The sequence below is a fragment of the Streptomyces sp. G7(2002) genome, assembly GCF_028870195.1.
Lineage (GTDB): Bacteria > Actinomycetota > Actinomycetes > Streptomycetales > Streptomycetaceae > Streptomyces > Streptomyces nigrescens.
In genome coordinates, this window is record NZ_CP102609.1 from 1210472 (window position 1) to 1228306 (window position 17835).

The window sequence follows — 17835 nt, forward strand, 5'->3', positions numbered from 1 at the left end:
CATGGCCGCCGCCGGCGCACGGCCGGCCCGGATCACTTGGCGGGTTCCGTGGGCGTACCGCGCCAACGGGTCAGGACGAAGTGCGCGATGACGCCGAAGAGCAGCCCCCAGAAGGCGGATCCGATGCCGAAGAGGGTGACACCGGAGGCGGTGGCGAGGAAGGTGATCAGGGCCGCCTCGCGGTCCTTCTCCTCCTTGACCGCCCCCGTCAGCCCGCCGGCCAGCGCACCGAGCAGGGCGACTCCGGCGACCGCCGCCACCAGTTCCTTGGGCAGGCCCGCGAAGAGCACCACCAGCGTGGAGCCGAAGGCCCCGATGAGGAGGTAGAACGCTCCGCAGGAGACTCCGGCCACATAGCGCCGCTTCGGGTCGCGGTGCGACTCGGGGCCGGTGCAGATGGCGGCGGTGATCGCCGCGAGGTTGATGGCATGGGAGCCGAACGGTGCCAGCGCCGTGGAGACCAGACCCGTGGAACCGATCAGCAGGCGGTCCTTGGGCTCGTAGCCGGACGCGGTGAGCACGGCCATACCCGGTGCGTTCTGTGAGGCGAGCGTCGCCAGGATCATCGGCACCGCGATGCCGATGAGGGAGGCGAGCGAGAACTCCGGGGTCGTCAGCACGGGCTTGGCGAGCTCGATCCGGTCCAGATGGATGTCCAGCCGGGAGCTGACGGCACTGGCCGCGACACCCGCCGCCAGGGCGACCAATACGGCGTACCGGGGCAGCCACCGCTTCGCCAGGAGGTAGGCGACCAGCACGGAACCGGCAATGAGGGGTGCGGTCTTGAGCGAGGTGAACACGCCGGTGCCGAAGGAGAAGAGGATGCCGGCGAGCATCGCGGAGACCACGGCGGTGGGCACCTGCCGCATCAGCCATCCGAACACTCCGGTCAGACCGACCAGGGTGATCACCAAACCGGTGACGATGAACGCCCCGATGGCCTCCGCGTAGGAGTACGCCCCCAGGCTGGTGACCAGCAGGGCAGCGCCCGGTGTCGACCATGCGGTGATCACCGGCATCTTCGTACGCAGGCTCAGCCCGATACAGGTGAGCCCGCTGCCGATGGAGATGGCCCATACCCATGAGCTGGTCTGTGCGGTGTTCAGATGCCCGGCGGACGCCGCCGCCAGCACGATGACGAGCGGGCCCGAGTAGGACACGACGACAGCGACGAAGCCCGCCAGTACCGCGGACAGCGAGGCGTCACGGAACAGGCCGGGCCGGGTCCCCGGCTCCGGGGGCCCCTCCGCCGCGTGCGCCGGCTCCGGTGGGGCGGAACCCGGCGGTGCGGCGTCGGGGTGGGGGGTGGGTGTCTTGGAACTCAACGGTCTTCCTTCACGGCCTTTTCCAGGGCCTGTTCGAGGTCGGCGACGAGGTCTGCGGGGCTCTCCAGACCTATGGACAGCCGCAGCATGTCCTTCGGCGAGGTACTACCCGGCCCTTCGAAGGTGTAGCGGTGTTCGATCAGACTCTCCACCCCGCCCAACGAGGTGGCACGGATGAAGAGTTCGCAGTGGTTGGCGGTCCGCAGGGACTGCTGCCACTCGCCGTCGACGTGCAGGGAGAGCATGCCGCTGAAGCCCCCCGTCATCTGCCGGGCGGCGACGGCGTGCCCCGGGTCGGTGGCGAGACCCGGGTAGGCCACCCGCCGGATCCGAGGGTGCTCCGCGAAGTGCTCGGCCACGGCCATCGCGGTCTCCGAGATCTGGCGCATCCGGGGGTAGAGCGTCCGTATGCCCCGCATCAGGAGGTAGGTCTCCATCGGGCCGAGTATCGGGCCGGTCAGCCGGCGGTGCAGCTGCAGCCGCTCCCAGATCGCGTCGCGGGCCTCGCTGCTGCCCGGCGCCTTGACGAGCAGTCCGGCCACCACATCGGTGTGGCCGTTGAGGTACTTGGTGCCCGAATGCATGATCAGGTCCGCGCCGAGTGCGAACGGCTTGGAGTGCACCGGGGTGGGGACGGTGTTGTCGACGCCGAACAGGGCACCGGCCCGGTGTGCGATCTCGGCGCAGGCGGCGATGTCGGTCACCGTCCAGGTCGGGTTCGCCGGGGACTCCGCCCAGACCAGTGCGGTCGGGGCGGCGGTCACGGCGGCCGCCACCGCGTCCAGGTCGTTCATGGGTGCCTGGACGACCTCCAGGCCGCGCTGCGGGCCGAATTCCAGCAGCCACTTGGTGAGCCCGAAGTACATGGTCTGCGGGACCACGACCCGCGCACCGGCCGGCAGCACCTGGAAGACGGACGTGGCGGCGGCCATGCCGGACGAGAAGACCAGCGCGTCCGAGCCGCCCTCCAGGCCCGCCACCACCTTCTCGACCTGCTCGTACCCCGGTGTCCCCTGATCGCGCAGATACGCCAGTCCGGCCGGCGCCCGGTACTCGTTGTCGCGGGCGAAGGTCGCGCCCAGCCCGATCGGGGGCGGGACGGCGCCGGTGGTCGGGCAGCGCCAGCCGTCGCCCTGCGCGGCGCGCGTCTCGGGCCGGTACTCCTGCGTCCAGGGGGTGAAGGTCTCGCTGTTGTTCATCGCTTCCTCGTCATCAGTTCCGGCAGAGCGGTGCTCAGGGCACGTTCGGCGTCCAGCAGCGCACGGGAGGGCGCGCCGGGTGAGGGCACATAGTGGTTGTAGTAGCTGGACCCCTCGGTGTGCGGCCCGAGGAAGAACAGGCGCGGCTGCGGGGTGCCCGTACGGTCGATCCCCTGGCCCTGCCGGGTGACGTCCAGCCCGTGCACCGTCCCTCCGCGGTGCGCGAGGGTACGGACGCGGCCCGCGGCGACGAGCGTGCCGAGCAGTGTCCCGGGTGCCCGGTCCGCGCCGGGCTCGGTCACATGCGCCTGCACCACGTGGTCGACCTCGATCCGCAACGGCTCGGCCAGGCAGGTGGATTCCAGTCGCCAGGGTCCCTGTCCGGCCGGTGCGACGATCTTCGGCTGCGGGCCGGGGCCGAGCCGGACGATCCCCGCGTCGATCAGCGAGAGCAGCTCGACCGACCGGTCCAGCTGCGGGCCGATCACCTGCCGGTTCACCGTCGAGGCGAACTCCCCGAAGAAGGCGGCCAGCGACGCGTCGTCGACTCCCGGCGGGTCGATGACCGCGCGCAGGACATCGCGGTGGTCGCGCAGGACCTCCAGGGCCTCCTTGAGCGGGCTCACCCCGAGGCCTTCGCGGGCCTCGGCCAGGTCGGCGGCGACCTCCGCGGTGAACCAGTCGCGGTAGGCGGAGTACTCCGTCCACTGCCGGTCCGCGAGGCCGGCGGACAGGATCCCGGGCACAGGGCTGGTGCCGAACCGGGCGCGCAGCTCGTCGAGCAGGGTCTTGTGGCCGGCCCGGGCGCAGCGCCTGGCCATCTCCAGCCCCGCGTCCGTGGTGTCGCCCATCTCCCGGCCCAACAGGACGCGGTAGTAGGCGAGTTCCATCTCGGCCTCGACGAGCGGCAGCACCTCGGCGGCGAAGTCGATCCGCCGGTCCGCCCGCCGCGTACGGATCTCGTCCAGGTGCTCCGTGGTCAGTGCCAGCGGGGCGAAGCGCATCCGCCCCGGGTGGAGGCGCGGCCGGCTGCGCGAGGGCATCCCGGAGCGATTGGTCAGCACGATCAACGGCTCCTGCCCGCTGGGCAGATAGCGCATCCCGTGCTCGTCCGTCGTGTGCGCGCCACCGCGTCCGAGGGTCAGCGTGGCGATGACGTCCATGGCCGTCAGCCCCATCCCGAGGACGGCCACCCGTTCGCCCGGTCCGATGCTGTCGAGCGCCTCGGGCAACGGATAGGGGCGGGTGACGAGTCGGGGGTCGGGAGCGGGCGCCGCGGGCCGGTAGAGCGAGTGGTGCCCAACGGTGACGAAGACGGCGTCGGCGTCGATCCGGGTGCCGTCGGCGAGGACGACCGTTTCGGTGTCCGGCGTTCCGGGGTGGATGTCGACGGCCGTCGTACGGTGCCGCACCAGTGTGAGGTTCTCGGGCGCCGCGTCGGTGATCTCCCCCGCCGCCCAGGTGAGGTACTCACTCAGCAGTCTGCGGGGCAGGAAGTCGTTCGGCTGGATCTCCCGTCCCGCGCCCGGGCGCACGGTGTAGCCGTCGTCCGCCAGCCGCAGGTCCCGGCGCCGGCACCATTCGTGCAGCGAGGGGCCGGATATCGGTACGGGGCCGTCCACCATGTGGGGGTCGGCGAAGGCCGTGAGCTGTGCGCAGACGGTGTTGAGCAGCAGATGGTCGGGCTGGGCGGGCAGATGGAATCCGGCGCCGAAGGGCTGTGGGTCGATGAGGTGGACGGTGAGCGGGGCCGGCTGCGTCAGACAGTGCGCGACCAGCCGCTCGAAGACGCCCAGCCCCCGCGATCCGGCGCCCACTATCGCGACGGAGACGGGTCTGTGATTCACCACCGGCGCGTCTCCCCGAAGAAGTTGGGCACCTCGATGGTGCTGCCGTCCTTGCGTGCCTCGCCGAGGACGAACGCCCCTACCGCGAGGTCCAGCACGCCCAGCCCGAACGGCGAGAAGATCACCGGCCGGTCCGGGGAGGGCGTCACCTCCCCGTTCAGTACTCCGGCGAGGGTTCCGGTCACGAACTCGCGGGAGCCGGACAGCTGCTCGGCCAGGTGGGGTGACGTCTGCGCCTTCAGACAGTGCTCGACGTCGTCGAGGATGTTGTCCGCCCCGAGGACCACCTCGGGGGCCAGGTCACGCAGGGAGATGTTGAGAACCAGCTGACCGGGCTTGAACGGGGTGCTGACGTAGGGCTCCAGAGCCGTCGTGGCGAAGACGACGGTGTCGGCCCACAGCGCGGCGTCGAGGTCGGCGGTGAAGGTGGCCGGACGGTTCTGTGTGGTGCGCACATGCTCGGCCAGGGCCTGTCCGGAGGCCTCGTCGAGATCGTGGACGAGGTAGGCGTCCGGGGCGCAGCCCGCGACATTCAGGTAGTCGCAGATGTTGCGGGCGATGACGCCGCCGCCCACGACGGCGATGCGGGTCCCCGCGAAGCCGTCCGGTCGGAGGGCGGTCGTCGCGACGGCCGCGGAGGCGGCGGTGCGCGCCGCGCTGATGTTGGCGGCTTCGAGGCAGGCGATCGGGTACCCGGTCTCGTAGTCGTTCAGGAGCAGGACGGCCGACGCGCGCGGGGCCCCGCGGCGGGTGTTGCCCGGGAAGCTCGCGATCCACTTGATACCGGCGAGCTGGACATCGGCGCCCAGGAAGGCCGGCAGCGCGATGATCCGGGAATCCGGCTTCTCCGGAAAGCGGAGAAAGTAACTGTCCGGGTTGACGGAGTCTCCGGACTCATGAGCCCGATAGGCATCGCTGACAATGCCGAGCACGTCTCCACGCTTTTCGTGAAGAACTTGACGAACCGTTTCTCCGGCCACTATCTCAAAATTGAACATCAAGCGTTCCCCCCACTCAGGCCGGTGCCTGAGTTACTTTGTTGCCGACGGTCTCGGGCCAGCGTTGCGCCACCCATGCGTCGTTGTAGATGGTCTCCAGGTAGCGGTCCCCGAAGTCGGGTGAAATCGCCACCACGACACTTCCGTCCGGGATCTCCTTCGCGGCGTCCTGCACGGCGCACAGCACCGTGCCGGACGAGCCCCCCAGCAGCAGCCCGCGTTCTTCGGCCAGCGTCCGGCACATCTCGACGGCGGCCGACTCGGAAATGAGCACGACCTCGTCGATATTCCCGGTGTCCAGAATTTCCGGCCGCCTGCTCGTCCCCAGGCCCGGAATGTGGCGGCGGGCCGCGGGCCCGCCGAAGGTCACGGAGCCCTCGGCGTCCACCGCGATGATCCGGGTGGCGGGGCTGTGGCGGCGCAGGTACTCCGCGCAGCCCATCAGGGTGCCGGTCGTTCCGGCACCGATGAAGGCGTAGTCGATGTGGCCGATCTCCTCGAGGAGCGCACGGCCCGTGCGGTCCCGGTGGGCCTGCGGCCCGGCCGGGTTGGCGTACTGGTTCAGCCAGAACAGGTCGGGTTCGCGGCGCAGCCGCTCGTCGATGTAGTCGATGCGCGACTGCAGATAGCCGCCGTGGGCGTCCCTGACGTCGATGACCACCACTTCGGCGCCGAGAACCTCCATCAGACGCCTCGACTGGACGGTGGAGTTGGGGTCCGTGACACAGGTCAGCCGGTAGCCCTTGGCCGCGCACACCATCGCCAGGGCGACGCCGAGGTTTCCCGACGTCGACTCGATCAGCCGGGTCCGCGGAAAGCAGCGCCCGGAATCCTCGGCCGCCGCGACCAGCGCGACAGCAGTTTTGAGTTTTACCGAACCGGCAGGATTGAGGCCTTCCAGTTTGAGGAAGACTGAACTGCCGGGAACTAATTGGTCAAGCCGGATGAAGAGATCATCCAGTACGAGATCATAAACTTCTTCCGCTATCACCAGTATCCAAACCGTTGAATATGGGCAGCGCAAAACAATTGCGCTCGCCAAAGCGAGGAGCCCACGGGCTTGTTGGTCGGCGCACGGGTCAGGTGCGCGCTACGCAGAAGGGACTCTTCCCCCGTCCCCCGATGTCACAAATCCCCCATTCACGATGCGACAGAACAATCCTGCCACTACGCAAGGCCGATGACAACGATTATATGGACGCCAAAACCGTTGAATCGTGAAATGTGGCCGGATCTCGGCCGTGGGCACCACTCCTGACCTGCCGTTACCCCTGGCGATGCCACCGGGTGAGGAACTTCCGCAGGACCCGGACATGCGGCCGGACATGCGGTGGGGCCCGGGGTCATGACCCCGGGCCCACCGCGCACTGCCTGACGGGTACTAGAGGAGACCGAGCAGGCCGAGGTTGAGCAGGCCGTTCCTGCCCAGACCGGAGCCGTCACGCCCATAGCCGTCGCGGTATCCGTCGCGGCCATAGCCGTCGCGCCCGTAGCCGTCGCGCTCGTAACCGCCGTCGCGGCCGTAGCCGTAGCCGTCGCGGCGGTCGCGGCCGAAGCCGTCATAGCCGTCGTGGCCACGGTGCCCGACGCGGCCCTGGTGGCGGCTGTTCTGCTGCTTGCCGTGGTGGCCCTTGATGCAGCTGTGCGAGGCACACTTGGCGTCCTGGGAACTGCTGGGGGGCGCGGTCGCGGCGGTGGCGGCGCCTGCCGTCGGCACCACGAGGGCAGCCGCGGTCAGGCCGGCCACTGCAAGGCCGCGCGGGATCGAACGGAGCATGTTTCCACCTTCACTCGACTCTGCAGAAAATGAATATTTCCTGCAAAGGCGACGATAAGCGGGCATTTGTCCACTGACTTGCGACCCGCCGCAGAGTCACTGGAACGCAGCACGCACGACAACGACCCACGCCGCTGACCGGCTGTTCACTCCGGAATACCCCCGCTTTCCCCGTCCGTCGACCCGTCCGTCGACCCGTCCGTGGGCGCGTCCGTCGCCCCTTCCGCCGGCAGGCTCTCCAACAGGTTTCCCAGAGCGCCCGCGACGAGTGCGCAGACCGTGTCGGGGTCGGCGCTCGCCAGCGGCTCCTTGGCGACGACCACTCGCATCAAGCCAATTCCCAGCAGCCAGGACAGTGCCAGATCGGCGCGCAGACTCCCGGTCTCGGACGCGGAGAGCGTGGCGAGGACCTCCGCGTACTCCTCCCCCAGCCCGCGCAGCGCCTCCGCTATTTCGTCGCTGCCGCCGATGGAGCGCAGGCACACCTCCAGCGAGCGGTCGGCGCCCTCCCCGCCGCCGGCCAGCATGCCGCGCAGCGCGACCTCGAACAGTCGCTCGGCGGGAGTGGTCCGCAGCTGCTCGTGGCCGCCACGCGCCATCACCTCTCCGAACAGGGCTTTCTTCGAGCCGAAGTAGCGGAACAGCAGGGCCTGGTTGGCCTCGGCCCGGGACGCGATGTCGCGCACCGTCGCCCGTTCGTAGCCACGCTCGGCGAACAGCTCCGATGCGGCGTCGAGCAACCGCAGTCGGGTGCCCTGCGCGTCCCGCCGGGAGGCGTTCGCCGTGCCCTGCCGCGGGGTCTTCGCCATCGCCACACTCCTCTCCATTGGCCGTCACGATGACGGCCACAATGCGTCGTTGACCGCCTCCGGGGGGCGGCTTACCGTGATGTAAGCAGGTGCTTACACAAGGGAGGTCGCCTTGACCACAGCCGACACAGCACCCCTCTCCTACCCCTTCAATGTTCCCGAGAGCCTTGAGCTTTCCGAAGAGTACGAACAGGCCCGCAACCGTCCCGGGCTGCTGAAGGTCCGCATGGCGTACGGCGAGCCGGCCTGGCTCGTGACCCGGTATGCCGAGGCCCGGTTCGTCCTCGGCGATCAGCGCTTCAGCCGCGCCGAGGGCGCGCGGCACGACGAGCCCCGGGCGTCCGAAGGACGCCGGGACAGCGGCATCCTGGGGATGGACCCGCCCGATCACACCCGGCTGCGGACGCTGGTGGCCAAGGCCTTCACCGTCCGCCAGGTCGAGAAGCTGCGGCCGCAGGTCAAGCAGCTGGCGAACGAGCTGCTCGACGAGTTGGTGGCGGCCGGGCCGCCCGCCGACCTGGTGGACCGTTACGCCCTGCCCATCCCCGTCGCCGTGATCTGCCGGATGCTCGGGGTGCCGGCCGAGGACCGGCCGCGGTTCCGGGTGTGGAGCGATGCCGCCTTGTCGACGAGTTCCCTCACCGCGGCGGAATTCGACGCCAATATGGAAGAACTCCGCGCCTATATGCGGCAATTGATCGAGGAGCACCGGAGCGCCCCGCGGGACGATCTGATGACGGCACTGATCGACGCCCGGGACGTCGGCGACCGGCTGTCCGAATTGGAGCTGGTGGACCTGTGCGTCGGGATTCTCGTCGCCGGGCACGAGACCACCGCCACCCAGATCCCCAACTTCGTGCTCGCGCTGCTGGACCACCCGGGCCAGCTCGCCCTGCTGCGCAAGCAGCCGGAGCTGATCGGCGGCGCGGTGGAGGAGTTGCTGCGTTTTGTTCCGCTGGGCAGTGGCGCGAGCCAGCCCCGTTATGCGACGGAGGACGTCGAGGTCGGCGGGACGCTGGTGCGGGCCGGGACCCCGGTCCTGGTGGCGGTGGGCGCCGCCAACCGGGACGCGCTGCGCTTCGACACACCCGGGACGCTGGACATCTCCCGGACCGGGAATCAGCACCTCGGATTCGGCCACGGTGTCCATCACTGCCTCGGTGCGCCCCTGGCCCGTCTGGAACTCCAGGAGGCGATCGGCGCCCTGATCACCCGGTTCCCGGAACTGCGGCTGGCCGGTGACGTGGTGTGGAAGAGCGAGATGCTGGTGCGCGGACCGCGGGTCATGCCGGTGGGGTGGTGAGCGGATGACCTGGGAGGTGGAGATCGACCCACAGCAGTGCATCGCCTCGGGGTCCTGCGCCGCCATCGCCCCGGACCTCTTCGTCGTGGACGGCGCGCACGCCCGTCCGCTGAGGGACCGGATCGAGGAGGACGAGCGCGCCCTGGACGCCGCCGACGTCTGCCCGGCGATGGCCATCACTGTCCGAGACGGTGCGAAGGTCCTCGGGCCCCGGCCGTAGGACACCGCGGAGGTGACGGGGCGTGGCGTCGGCCACGCCCCGTTTGCGGTATCGACCCTGGTCAGGCGGTAACTCCCCCTCACCGCACAGCAGTTGGCGACCCCTGCCCTCCGTCGCGCGCAGACACCCCCGTTGCTCACCCTCAGTGGTCGGAGCACAAGATCACTTCATGTAGGCTTACTGACTGGTAACGACCTATTTTTCGACCAGAGGGGGATCTCATGCGTCGACGTATTTCCGTACTCGCCGTGACCGCGGCCGTGGCCGGAGGCGTGCTGTTTGCGGCGCTGCCCGCGCAGGCCGCCACCACGGCCGCCGGCCGGCAGAGCGTGGCGGCCGGCGGCGGCATCAGCGTCAACATCGACGAGCTGCGCCAGCAGTCCGCCGACCTGAAGGCCAAGGCCAACCGTCTGGACCATGAAGGCGAGCACGAGGCCGCCAACCGCGCCCGCGCGCAGGCCAACGCGCTGGACAAGAGGATCCAGGCGTACCTCGACGCCGAAGAGAACATGTCCTGACCCACGTCAGCGCCACACCGTCGCCCGCCCCGGAACCATCGGGGCGGGCGACGGTGCTGTGTACGGGTGGCCGGCGGGCAGCCGCCGAAGGCCCCCCGGCAGCACGGGAAACGGCAGGTCGGGGCCCCTCTCGTTCCCCCGTGAAGCCGGGGTGCGACGATAGGCCTGTCATGGATGCGGGGCAGGTTCTCAGGGGGCTGCGTGCCGCGGTGTTCGCGGCGGTCTGTGTGCTGCTCGCTGCGCTGGGCCACGTGGTCATGTCGGATGCCGTGATTCCCGGCTGGGTGCTGCTCGCGGCCGGCGTCGGGACCGCGGCCGCTGCCTGGTGCTGTGCGGGCCGCGAACGGGGGCCGCTGCTGGTGGGGTTGCTGACCGTCGGTACCCAGGCCGCCCTGCACACCGTCTTCTCGTTCGGCCAGGCGGTCGCCGGTTCCGGTGGCGGCGGGCGCTCGCTCGCGCGCCAGTGGGCGGAGAGCTGGCTGTGCGGCGCTCAGGGGACGCAGTCCGACGGCCGTGACCACGCCGAGCTGATGCGGCTGATGCACCAGCAGATGGCGGCCATGCCCTCGACGGGGCACGGGTCCTCCATGCAGGGTATGGACCACATGGGAGACATGGCCGCCCCCATGCACCAGATGCCGGGGATGCACGGCGGCGCGACCGGCATGCTCGCGGCCCACCTGCTGGTCGCACTGCTCAGCGCCGGGTGGCTGTGGGGCGGCGAGCGGGCCGCGTTCCGGCTCGTACGGAGCGTGTCGGTCTGGCTGTTCGCGCCGTTGGTGCTGGTCCTTCGGATCGCGCTGCCCGAGGCGCGGCCCGCCGTGCGCACCGCCCGGCAGGAGCCGCGGCAAGCGCTGCGGCAGTTGCTGCTGGCGTATACGAGGTCGTTGCGGGGTCCGCCGCAGGAGCCGGCTGTCGTCTGACAGCGCGGTCGAATTCCCGAGCCGGTGGACGGACGGGCGCCATTGGCATGCGCCCGGGGTCCCGGCTCCGACTTCACCGGTCCCCGCCGGAGCGCGGCGACCGGATCATGCGAAGGACTCCAGATGATGATTCCTGTCCGGATGCCGGCGGCACCGCTGCCCGCGTCCGATTCCGACGCATCGGCCGAGGGGGGCGGGCGCCCACACGCCGCCGCGTCAACCGGCTCGTTTGCCACCGGTGTCCGCCGTGCCGGGAGAGACCGGGCCCGGCAGTACGGAGGCCGACCGCAGCCGGGCGAGCAGCGCGTCGGCGGCCGCCCGGTCGTCCTCGGGGTGCGCGGTGGCGCGGTCGAGGCCGGCCGTCAGGGCGTGTGCCTGCGCGTTCCACCGCCGGCAGTCCTGGCAGCCGGCGAGATGGCCGTCGAGCCGGCGGGCGGTGAGTCCGGGGGGCAGTTCCTCGCCGTCGAGGCGGGCGGAGAGAGCCGTACGGATGCGCGAGCAGAGCATGTGTCCATCCTCCCCGAAGCCGGGCTGTGCGGCGAGGGGCGGTCGCGGGATGCGGGATGACGAGGCGGTGACGGGCTGGGCGCTGGCCGCCCGTACCGGTGACGAGCGGGCCGTCGAGCAGTTCGTGCGGGCCACCCAGCTCGATGTGCGGCGCTATGTGACGCATCTGAGCGGTGATCCGCAGGCGGCCGACGATCTGGTGCAGGACACCTATGTCCGGGCGCTGCGCAGTCTGCCGCGGTTCGAGGGCCGGTCCTCGGCGCGGACCTGGCTGCTGACGATCGCCCGGCGGGTCGTGGCGGACCGTATCCGGTCCCATGCGGCCCGGCCCCGGCTGGCCGCGACGGACGACTGGCAGACGGCCGCGGAACGGGTGCAGCCGCGTGGAGTGCCCGGCTTCGACGAGGGTGTCGCGCTGGCCGAACTCCTGGCGGCGCTGGTGCCGGAGCGGCGGGAGGCGTTTGTGCTCACCCAGTTGCTGGGGCTGCCGTACGCGGCGGCGGCCGGGGTGATGGGCTGTCCCATCGGGACCGTGCGGTCCCGGGTGGCGCGCGCCCGGGAGACGCTGGTCGCGCTGCTGACGGACGCGGAGCGGCCCGAGCCGGCCGACGGGCCGCGGGTCTACGCGGACGCCGTGGCCTGACGGGCCGCTCGCGCACCGGCGGCGGGGCTCATGGGCGGGCGAGGGCCCGGTCCATGAGCCCCGTCGCGGCTCCGGCTCCGGCTCCGGCTCCGGCTGAGTCTTCACTCGTCGCCGGGGCGTACCGCCCGGGCCCGTACGGTCTGCGGTGGGCTGTGGCGGAAGTGCAGGGTGAAGGTGAGCCGGTCGCCGGGCGCGAGCCGGGGCGGTGGGCTGACCATGACGTCCAGGGTGTCCGGCATCATCGTCAGGGCCGCCCCGGCCGGGACGGTGACGGTGCGGACCATCGCCATGCTCCGGGCGTTGTTCCCGATGTCCACGTTGCGGCTGAGCATCGTGCGATGGCCGGCCGGACCGGTGACGCCCGTCAGGACGTCGTCCGCACCGCCGGTGTTGCGGATGGTGAAGAACGCGGCGGTGGCCTCGGATCCGCCGGCGATCAGCACCCGCCCCTCGGGGACGCTCAGCTTCGCGGGGGTCCCCGCGTTGCCGGTGACGGTCCAGAGGGCGAGGGCGTTGAGGGTCACCAGGCAGGTGAGCAGCGGTACGGCGACGGCCGAGAGGGGCAGCCGTTTCATCGGGTCTCCCAACGTGCTTGCGCCCGGGGGCTGTGGGGGCGGCGGGCGGACGTGCCGGCGCCGCGCGGCCGCCAGGCGCGCAGCCGGAGGCTGTTGCCCACGACGAGCAGCGAGCTGGCGGACATGGCGGCGGCCGCCACCATCGGACTGAGCAGGCCGACGGCGGCGAGCGGCACGGTGACGAGGTTGTAGCCGAAGGCCCAGACGAGGTTGCCGCGGATGGTGCCCAGGGTGCGCCGGGCCAGGTGCACGGCGTCGGCGATGGCCTGGAGGTCCTCGCGTACGAGGGTCACATCGGCCGCGCCGATCGCGGCGTCGGTGCCGCTGCCCATGGCGATCCCGAGGTCGGCGAGCGCGAGGGCCGCCGCGTCATTGACCCCGTCGCCGACGACGGCGACCCGGCCGCCCTGTTCCTTGAGGGTGGTGACGAGGGCGGCCTTGTCCTCGGGGCGGGCCTCGGCATGGATCTCGGTGATGGCCAGATGGCCGGCCACCGCGCGGGCGGTGGCGGCACGGTCGCCGGTGGCCAGCACCGGCCGCAGTCCCAGGCGGCGCAGACGGTCGACGGCGCGATAGCTGTCGGGGCGGAGCGCGTCGCCGACCGCGAGGACGGCCTCCGGGGTGCCGTCGACGGTGACCAGGACGGCGGTGTGGCCGGCCGCCTCCGCGGTGTGCACCGCGTCCGGCAGCGGGGCCGGCAGACCGGTGACGTCACCGGGCCGGGTGACCTCCACCCGGCGCCCGTCCGCGGTGCCGCGTACGCCGTGGCCCGGCGTGGCGCTGAAGTCCGCGACGGCCGGCAGCGGTTGATCCGGCTGCCGTTCCTCGGCGTGGGCGGTGACCGCGCGCGCCAGCGGATGCTCGGAGCCCTGCTCGACGGTGGCGGCCAGCCGCAGCGCGGCCGTGGCGTCGAGACCGCCGGTGCGCGGGGTGAGGGCGGCGACGCTCATCCGGCCGGTGGTGAGGGTGCCGGTCTTGTCGAGGACGACGGTGTTGATGCGGCGCAGTCGCTCCAGCGCCTCCGGCCCCCGGACCAGGATGCCCAGCTGTGCGCCCCGGCCGGTGGCGGCCAGCAGGGCGGTCGGGGTGGCCAGCCCCAGCGCGCAGGGACAGGCGACGACGAGGACGGCCACCGCGGCGGTGATGGCGGCCTGCGGCTCGGCCCCGGCGCCGAGCCAGAAGCCCAGCACACTGACCGAGACGGTCATTACGGCGGGCACGAAGACGGCCGCCACCGCGTCGGCGAGCCGCTGGACCTTGGTCTTGCCGGTCTGGGCGTCCTCGACGAGCCGGGTGATCCGGGCGAGTTGGGTGTCGGCGCCGATCGCGTCGGCCCGTACCTCCAGCAGGCCACCGGAGTTGACCGCGCCGCCGACGACCGCCGTGCCCGGACCGGCCTCGACCGGGCGGCTCTCTCCGCTGATCAGGGACAGGTCCAGGGCGGAGCTGCCCTCGACCACGGTGCCGTCGGTGGCGACCCGTTCGCCGGGCCGGACCAGGAAGTGGTCGCCGACGTGCAGCCGGCTCACCGGGATGCGCCGCTCGCCCTCCGGTGTCCGTACGGCGACGTCCTTGGCGGCGAGTTCGGCCAGCGCGCGGAGTGCGGCGCCGGTGCCGCGCCGGGCCCTGGCCTCCATCCGCCGTCCGGCCAGCACGAACAGCGGTACGCCGACGGCGGCTTCGAGGTAGAGGTGGGCGGCCCCGTCCCCGGCGGTGGGCAGCAGGCTGAACGGCATCGTCATACCCGGCACCCCGGCGCCGCCGAAGAACAGCGCATAGGCGGACCAGAGGAAGGAGGCGGCGACGCCCAGGGAGACCAGGGTGTCCATGGTGGCCGCGCCGTGCCGCAGACCGCGCAGCGCACGGGCGTGGAAGGGGGCGGCGCCCCAGACGGCGACGGGCGCGGCGAGCACGAAGCACAGCCACTGCCAGTCGCGGAACTGCCAGCCGGGCACCATCGACAGGACCAGGACGGGGAGCGAGAGCAGGGCGGTCACCAGCAGCCGGTGCCGCTCGGCGCGGGCACCGTCGTCCTGGGCGTCCTGTGATGCCGGGGAGCCCTGGGAGTCCTGGGAACTCGGGGCGTCCGGGCGGTCGGTGGACGACAGCCGGTCCTCCGGGTCCGCCTCCGGGTCCGGGTCCGCCTCCGGGGCGGGTTCGGGGAGCTGTGCGGTGAAGCCGGCCGCCTCGACGGTGGTGATGAGGTCGGTGACGGAGACCGTCGCGGGGTGGCTGACCGTGGCCCGGCCGGTGGCGAGATTCACCGTGGCGGCGACGCCGTCCAGCCGGCCGAGCTTCTTCTCGACCCGGCCCACACAGGCGGCGCAGGTCATCCCGCCGACCGTGAGGGTGGTGCTGTGGGCCGGTGCGGGGGCGAGGTCCGGCGACGGGGTACCGGGCCGGGGTTCCGGCGTCATCGCGGTGCTCCCAGCGGCACCGGGCGGGGGGCCGGCGCGCCCATGCCGTGCATCCCGCCCATGTCCCCGTCATCGGCGGGCGTGGACTCTCCCGTACGGACGCCGCCGGCCGGGCGCAGCCCCGGGGCCACCGGTCCGGCGGCGGTCCCGGCCGCGTACGACAGCATGCCGAGCACCACCAGCAGCGCGAGGAAACCGATGACCGACCGTGCGGGCAGCAGCCGTGTGACGGCCTGGCGAAGAGGGGGCCGACTGCGGTCGGCCGAAGAGCTGGACATCGCGTCATCGTGGCAGCTGACGGTGGCGCCGAGCGGGCGATCGGGGCCTTGTGAGCACGTGAGGTTTGTCCCGTTCCGCCGCCGGAACCCACCGGGCGCCGGGCCCGACTAACTGGGTTTGGGCGGTGCACCCCGCGTCGCCGCGCTTCTCCCGCATCCGGCCGAAATCACCTTCCCCGGCGGGAACTCGGCACGCCCGTTGCCCGACCTCTCCAACGCCGCGCCAACCGGGCGCCGTACCCCTGCCGTTGAGGAGACCGTCGTGTCACCGTCGTCCGATCCCGTCGAACTGTACGGACCGGAGTACAAACGCAACCCCTATCCCCTGTACGCCGAGCTGCGGGAGCGCGGCCCGGTCCACCGGGTGCGCTTCCCCAGCGGGGTGTGTGCCTGGCTCGTCACCGGCTACGACGCCGCGCATCAGGCGCTCACCGATCCCCGGCTGGGCAAACACCACTCGCGGGGCAACGCGGCCTGGCGGGCCCGCGCCTCGATCATGCCCGAGCCCCAGCACTCCCAGCTCCAAGTGCATCTGCTCCACCAGGACCCGCCGCGGCACACCGCGCTGCGTCGGCTGATCACCGATGCCTTCGCACCGCAGCGCGTCGAGGCGCTGCGCCCCCGCTTCCAGGTGATGGCCGATGCCCTGCTCGACGGGCTCCCGGACAGCGGCGGCACCGACCTGGTCGAGCTCTTCGCCGCCCGCTTCCCCTTCCAGGTGCTGGCCGAAGTCATCGGACTTCCCGAGGAGTTCGCGGACCGCTTCGACCGGGACTGGGGGAAGGTCGTCCAGCCCGTGGGACCCGAGGACTCGGGCCGCCCGGCGTACGAGGCGCGGCTGCGCGGGCTGCAGCAGTACATCGCCGATCTGGTCCGCCACAAACGCGCCGAGCGCGGCGAGGATCTGCTCTCCCGGCTGGTGGCCGCCCGCGACGCGGACCGGCTCGGCCAGGAGGAGCTCGATTCGATGGTCTTCCAACTGCTGGTCGCGGGACAGGAACCGGTCACCAACCAGATCACCACGGCGCTGGTCACCCTGCTGCGCCACCCCGCCCGTCTCGCCGAACTGGCCGCCCGACCGGAGCTGCTGCCCCGCGCCGTCGAGGAACTCCTGCGCCATGACAGCGCCTTCGAGCTGACGACCTGGCGGTTCTTCGCCGAGGACACCGAGCTGCACGGCACCCGGATCCCGGCGGGCGACTCCGTCATCGTCTCGCTGAGCGCGGCCAACCGCGACTCCCGGCAGTTCCCCGATGCGGACGCCCTGCACTTCGACCGCACCCCCAATCCCCATCTCGCCTTCGGCCACGGCATCCACTTCTGCCCCGGCGCCACGCTCGCCCGTATCGAACTCCAGATCGCCCTGGGCACCTTGCTGAGACGGCTGCCGGACCTGCGGCTCGCCGTCCCGGAGGACGAGCTGGAGTGGACCCCGGCGGTCCTGGCGCGCGGTGTCGGCCGGCTGCCGGTGAGCTACGGCAGCTGCCCGTACGCGGGGTCCGGCGCGAACGGGCCCGATGCCGCGTGCTGACCAGCCCGGCGCCACCGCGTCCGGTGGCGCCCTCCGACGACCTCGCCCGCTGTGCCGAGGTGCTCGCCGCGCTGCTGCCCTACCGGCGCACCCTGGACACCGGCCACGGGGACACCCCCGACTGCTTCCCCGCCCAGCTGGGGCAGCTCGCCGTGCCGGTGGCGGCGGGCGAGCCGATCGTGTTCACCCTGCCGGGTTTCCCCTGCAAGTCGCCCAACCCGGCGAAGGTGTTAGGCCACCTCCCCGACGAGGGCGAACGGCTGGCACTGCGCTTCCTGGACGCGCTCTGCGCCCGCATCGCGGCTCACCACCCGCCCGGGGCCCGGGTGGTCATCTGCTCGGACGGACATGTCTTCAGCGACCTCATCCAGGTGCCCGACCGTGACATCGACGCGTACGCCGACGCGCTGCGCGCACTGATCCACGACGAGGGCCTGACCCGGCTCGACGTCTTCGATCTGCGGGATGTCTACGGGCAGCGGCTGTCGCACGACGCCAAGCGGTCCCTGGTCCACGAGCGCTACGCCCCCGGCCTGGACACCCTGCGGTCCCTGACCCGCAGCGACGAGCCGACCCGGCGGCTGTACCAGGGCATCACCCGCTTCCTCTTCGAGGACTCCGTCGCCTTCGCGGGGACCCGTTCGGCGCTGCAGCGCAGCTGCCGCCGGCGCGCCTACGGGGTGATGCAGCGCAGCCGCGCCTGGGGCGAGCTGATCGCCGCGCACCATCCGGGGACGGTCCGGCTCTCCATCCATCCGCAGCCGCGGGGCTCGGCCAAGTTCGGCATCCGGCTGCTCGAAGCGCCCGATGCGTGGCTGACGCCCTGGCACTCCTGTGTGCTCGAACATGCCGACGGGAGGCGGGAGTTGATGCACCGGGCGGATGCCGAGCGGCTCGGCCGGCTGGTGTGTCGCCAGGGGCGGCCGAGCCACTTCATGGCCGGGTGAGGGAGCGCGGGGTGGGCG

The 17835-nt window shown here is 71.8% G+C and carries 18 protein-coding genes; 7 read left to right on the forward strand and 11 right to left on the reverse strand.

The annotated features are described in order from the left end of the window. Positions 1-32: 32 nt before the first annotated feature. The 7 genes from NUT86_RS04655 to NUT86_RS04685 form a co-directional block, all read right to left on the reverse strand. Complete coding sequence (locus tag NUT86_RS04655) at positions 33-1325, reverse strand: benzoate/H(+) symporter BenE family transporter (protein WP_274733586.1); 1293 nt, start codon at positions 1323-1325, stop codon at positions 33-35. Further along, a complete protein-coding gene (locus NUT86_RS04660; RefSeq protein WP_093640210.1) occupies positions 1322-2524 on the reverse strand; it encodes a trans-sulfuration enzyme family protein in 1203 nt (400 codons plus the stop codon). The genes NUT86_RS04655 and NUT86_RS04660 overlap by 4 nt, the downstream gene beginning before the upstream one ends. After that, positions 2521-4371: an FAD/NAD(P)-binding protein gene (locus tag NUT86_RS04665; protein WP_274733590.1), complete on the reverse strand. Its 1851-nt coding sequence runs from the start codon at positions 4369-4371 to the stop codon at positions 2521-2523. Before NUT86_RS04665 ends, NUT86_RS04660 begins: the two co-directional genes overlap by 4 nt. Beyond that, positions 4368-5369, reverse strand: coding sequence for a 2,3-diaminopropionate biosynthesis protein SbnB (sbnB, locus tag NUT86_RS04670; protein WP_274733591.1), 1002 nt, complete (start codon positions 5367-5369; stop codon positions 4368-4370). Before sbnB ends, NUT86_RS04665 begins: the two co-directional genes overlap by 4 nt. Before the next feature lie 16 nt (positions 5370-5385). Further along, positions 5386-6360 carry a 2,3-diaminopropionate biosynthesis protein SbnA gene (sbnA, locus tag NUT86_RS04675; protein WP_109887753.1) on the reverse strand — a complete coding sequence of 325 codons (975 nt, stop codon included), beginning with the start codon at positions 6358-6360 and terminating at the stop codon, positions 5386-5388. Between the two features lie 390 nt (positions 6361-6750). Continuing rightward, the gene (locus tag NUT86_RS04680; RefSeq protein ID WP_148589624.1) at positions 6751-7146 is read right to left on the reverse strand and encodes a hypothetical protein; all 396 of its coding nucleotides are present in this window, start codon (positions 7144-7146) and stop codon (positions 6751-6753) included. A 146-nt stretch (positions 7147-7292) separates the two neighbouring features. Further along, entirely contained in the window at positions 7293-7955 is a 663-nt protein-coding gene (locus tag NUT86_RS04685; RefSeq protein ID WP_274733595.1) for a TetR/AcrR family transcriptional regulator, read from the reverse strand. Between the two features lie 112 nt (positions 7956-8067). Between NUT86_RS04685 and NUT86_RS04690 the strand changes: the two genes are divergently transcribed. The 4 genes from NUT86_RS04690 (at position 8068) to NUT86_RS04705 (ending at position 10919) form a co-directional block, all read left to right on the forward strand. Then, positions 8068-9258 carry a cytochrome P450 gene (locus NUT86_RS04690; protein WP_274733597.1) on the forward strand — a complete coding sequence of 397 codons (1191 nt, stop codon included), beginning with the start codon at positions 8068-8070 and terminating at the stop codon, positions 9256-9258. A gap of 4 nt (positions 9259-9262) precedes the next feature. Further along, positions 9263-9478: a ferredoxin gene (locus tag NUT86_RS04695; protein WP_093640188.1), complete on the forward strand. Its 216-nt coding sequence runs from the start codon at positions 9263-9265 to the stop codon at positions 9476-9478. A gap of 221 nt (positions 9479-9699) precedes the next feature. Further along, a complete protein-coding gene (locus tag NUT86_RS04700; protein ID WP_159491044.1) occupies positions 9700-9996 on the forward strand; it encodes a hypothetical protein in 297 nt (98 codons plus the stop codon). Between the two features lie 170 nt (positions 9997-10166). Continuing rightward, positions 10167-10919: a PE-PGRS family protein gene (locus tag NUT86_RS04705; protein ID WP_274733600.1), complete on the forward strand. Its 753-nt coding sequence runs from the start codon at positions 10167-10169 to the stop codon at positions 10917-10919. 216 nt (positions 10920-11135) lie between these two features. On the opposite strand, the gene NUT86_RS04710 is transcribed toward NUT86_RS04705, so the two are convergent. Beyond that, positions 11136-11426: a zf-HC2 domain-containing protein gene (locus NUT86_RS04710; RefSeq protein ID WP_093640179.1), complete on the reverse strand. Its 291-nt coding sequence runs from the start codon at positions 11424-11426 to the stop codon at positions 11136-11138. Positions 11427-11475: 49 nt separating this feature from the next. Between NUT86_RS04710 and NUT86_RS04715 the strand changes: the two genes are divergently transcribed. Then, positions 11476-12069 (forward strand): sigma-70 family RNA polymerase sigma factor, encoded by a 594-nt coding sequence (locus NUT86_RS04715; protein WP_093640176.1) that lies wholly within the window; start codon positions 11476-11478, stop codon positions 12067-12069. A gap of 101 nt (positions 12070-12170) precedes the next feature. On the opposite strand, the gene NUT86_RS04720 is transcribed toward NUT86_RS04715, so the two are convergent. Genes NUT86_RS04720 through NUT86_RS04730 form a run of 3 tightly spaced genes read right to left on the reverse strand, consistent with a single transcriptional unit; the run spans position 12171 to position 15339 of the window. Further along, on the reverse strand, positions 12171-12644 hold the full coding sequence (locus NUT86_RS04720) for a copper chaperone PCu(A)C (RefSeq protein ID WP_274733603.1): 474 nt from the start codon (positions 12642-12644) through the stop codon (positions 12171-12173). Beyond that, complete coding sequence (locus NUT86_RS04725; protein WP_274733604.1) at positions 12641-15061, reverse strand: heavy metal translocating P-type ATPase; 2421 nt, start codon at positions 15059-15061, stop codon at positions 12641-12643. Before NUT86_RS04725 ends, NUT86_RS04720 begins: the two co-directional genes overlap by 4 nt. Further along, complete coding sequence (locus NUT86_RS04730; protein WP_159491038.1) at positions 15058-15339, reverse strand: hypothetical protein; 282 nt, start codon at positions 15337-15339, stop codon at positions 15058-15060. Before NUT86_RS04730 ends, NUT86_RS04725 begins: the two co-directional genes overlap by 4 nt. Before the next feature lie 262 nt (positions 15340-15601). Between NUT86_RS04730 and NUT86_RS04735 the strand changes: the two genes are divergently transcribed. Both NUT86_RS04735 and NUT86_RS04740 read left to right on the forward strand, forming a co-directional pair. Further along, positions 15602-16870 carry a cytochrome P450 family protein gene (locus NUT86_RS04735; protein ID WP_274733605.1) on the forward strand — a complete coding sequence of 423 codons (1269 nt, stop codon included), beginning with the start codon at positions 15602-15604 and terminating at the stop codon, positions 16868-16870. After that, positions 16867-17817, forward strand: a complete 951-nt coding sequence (locus NUT86_RS04740; protein WP_381684461.1) for an L-tyrosine/L-tryptophan isonitrile synthase family protein — start codon at positions 16867-16869, stop codon at positions 17815-17817. Before NUT86_RS04735 ends, NUT86_RS04740 begins: the two co-directional genes overlap by 4 nt. Positions 17818-17835 lie beyond the last annotated feature (18 nt).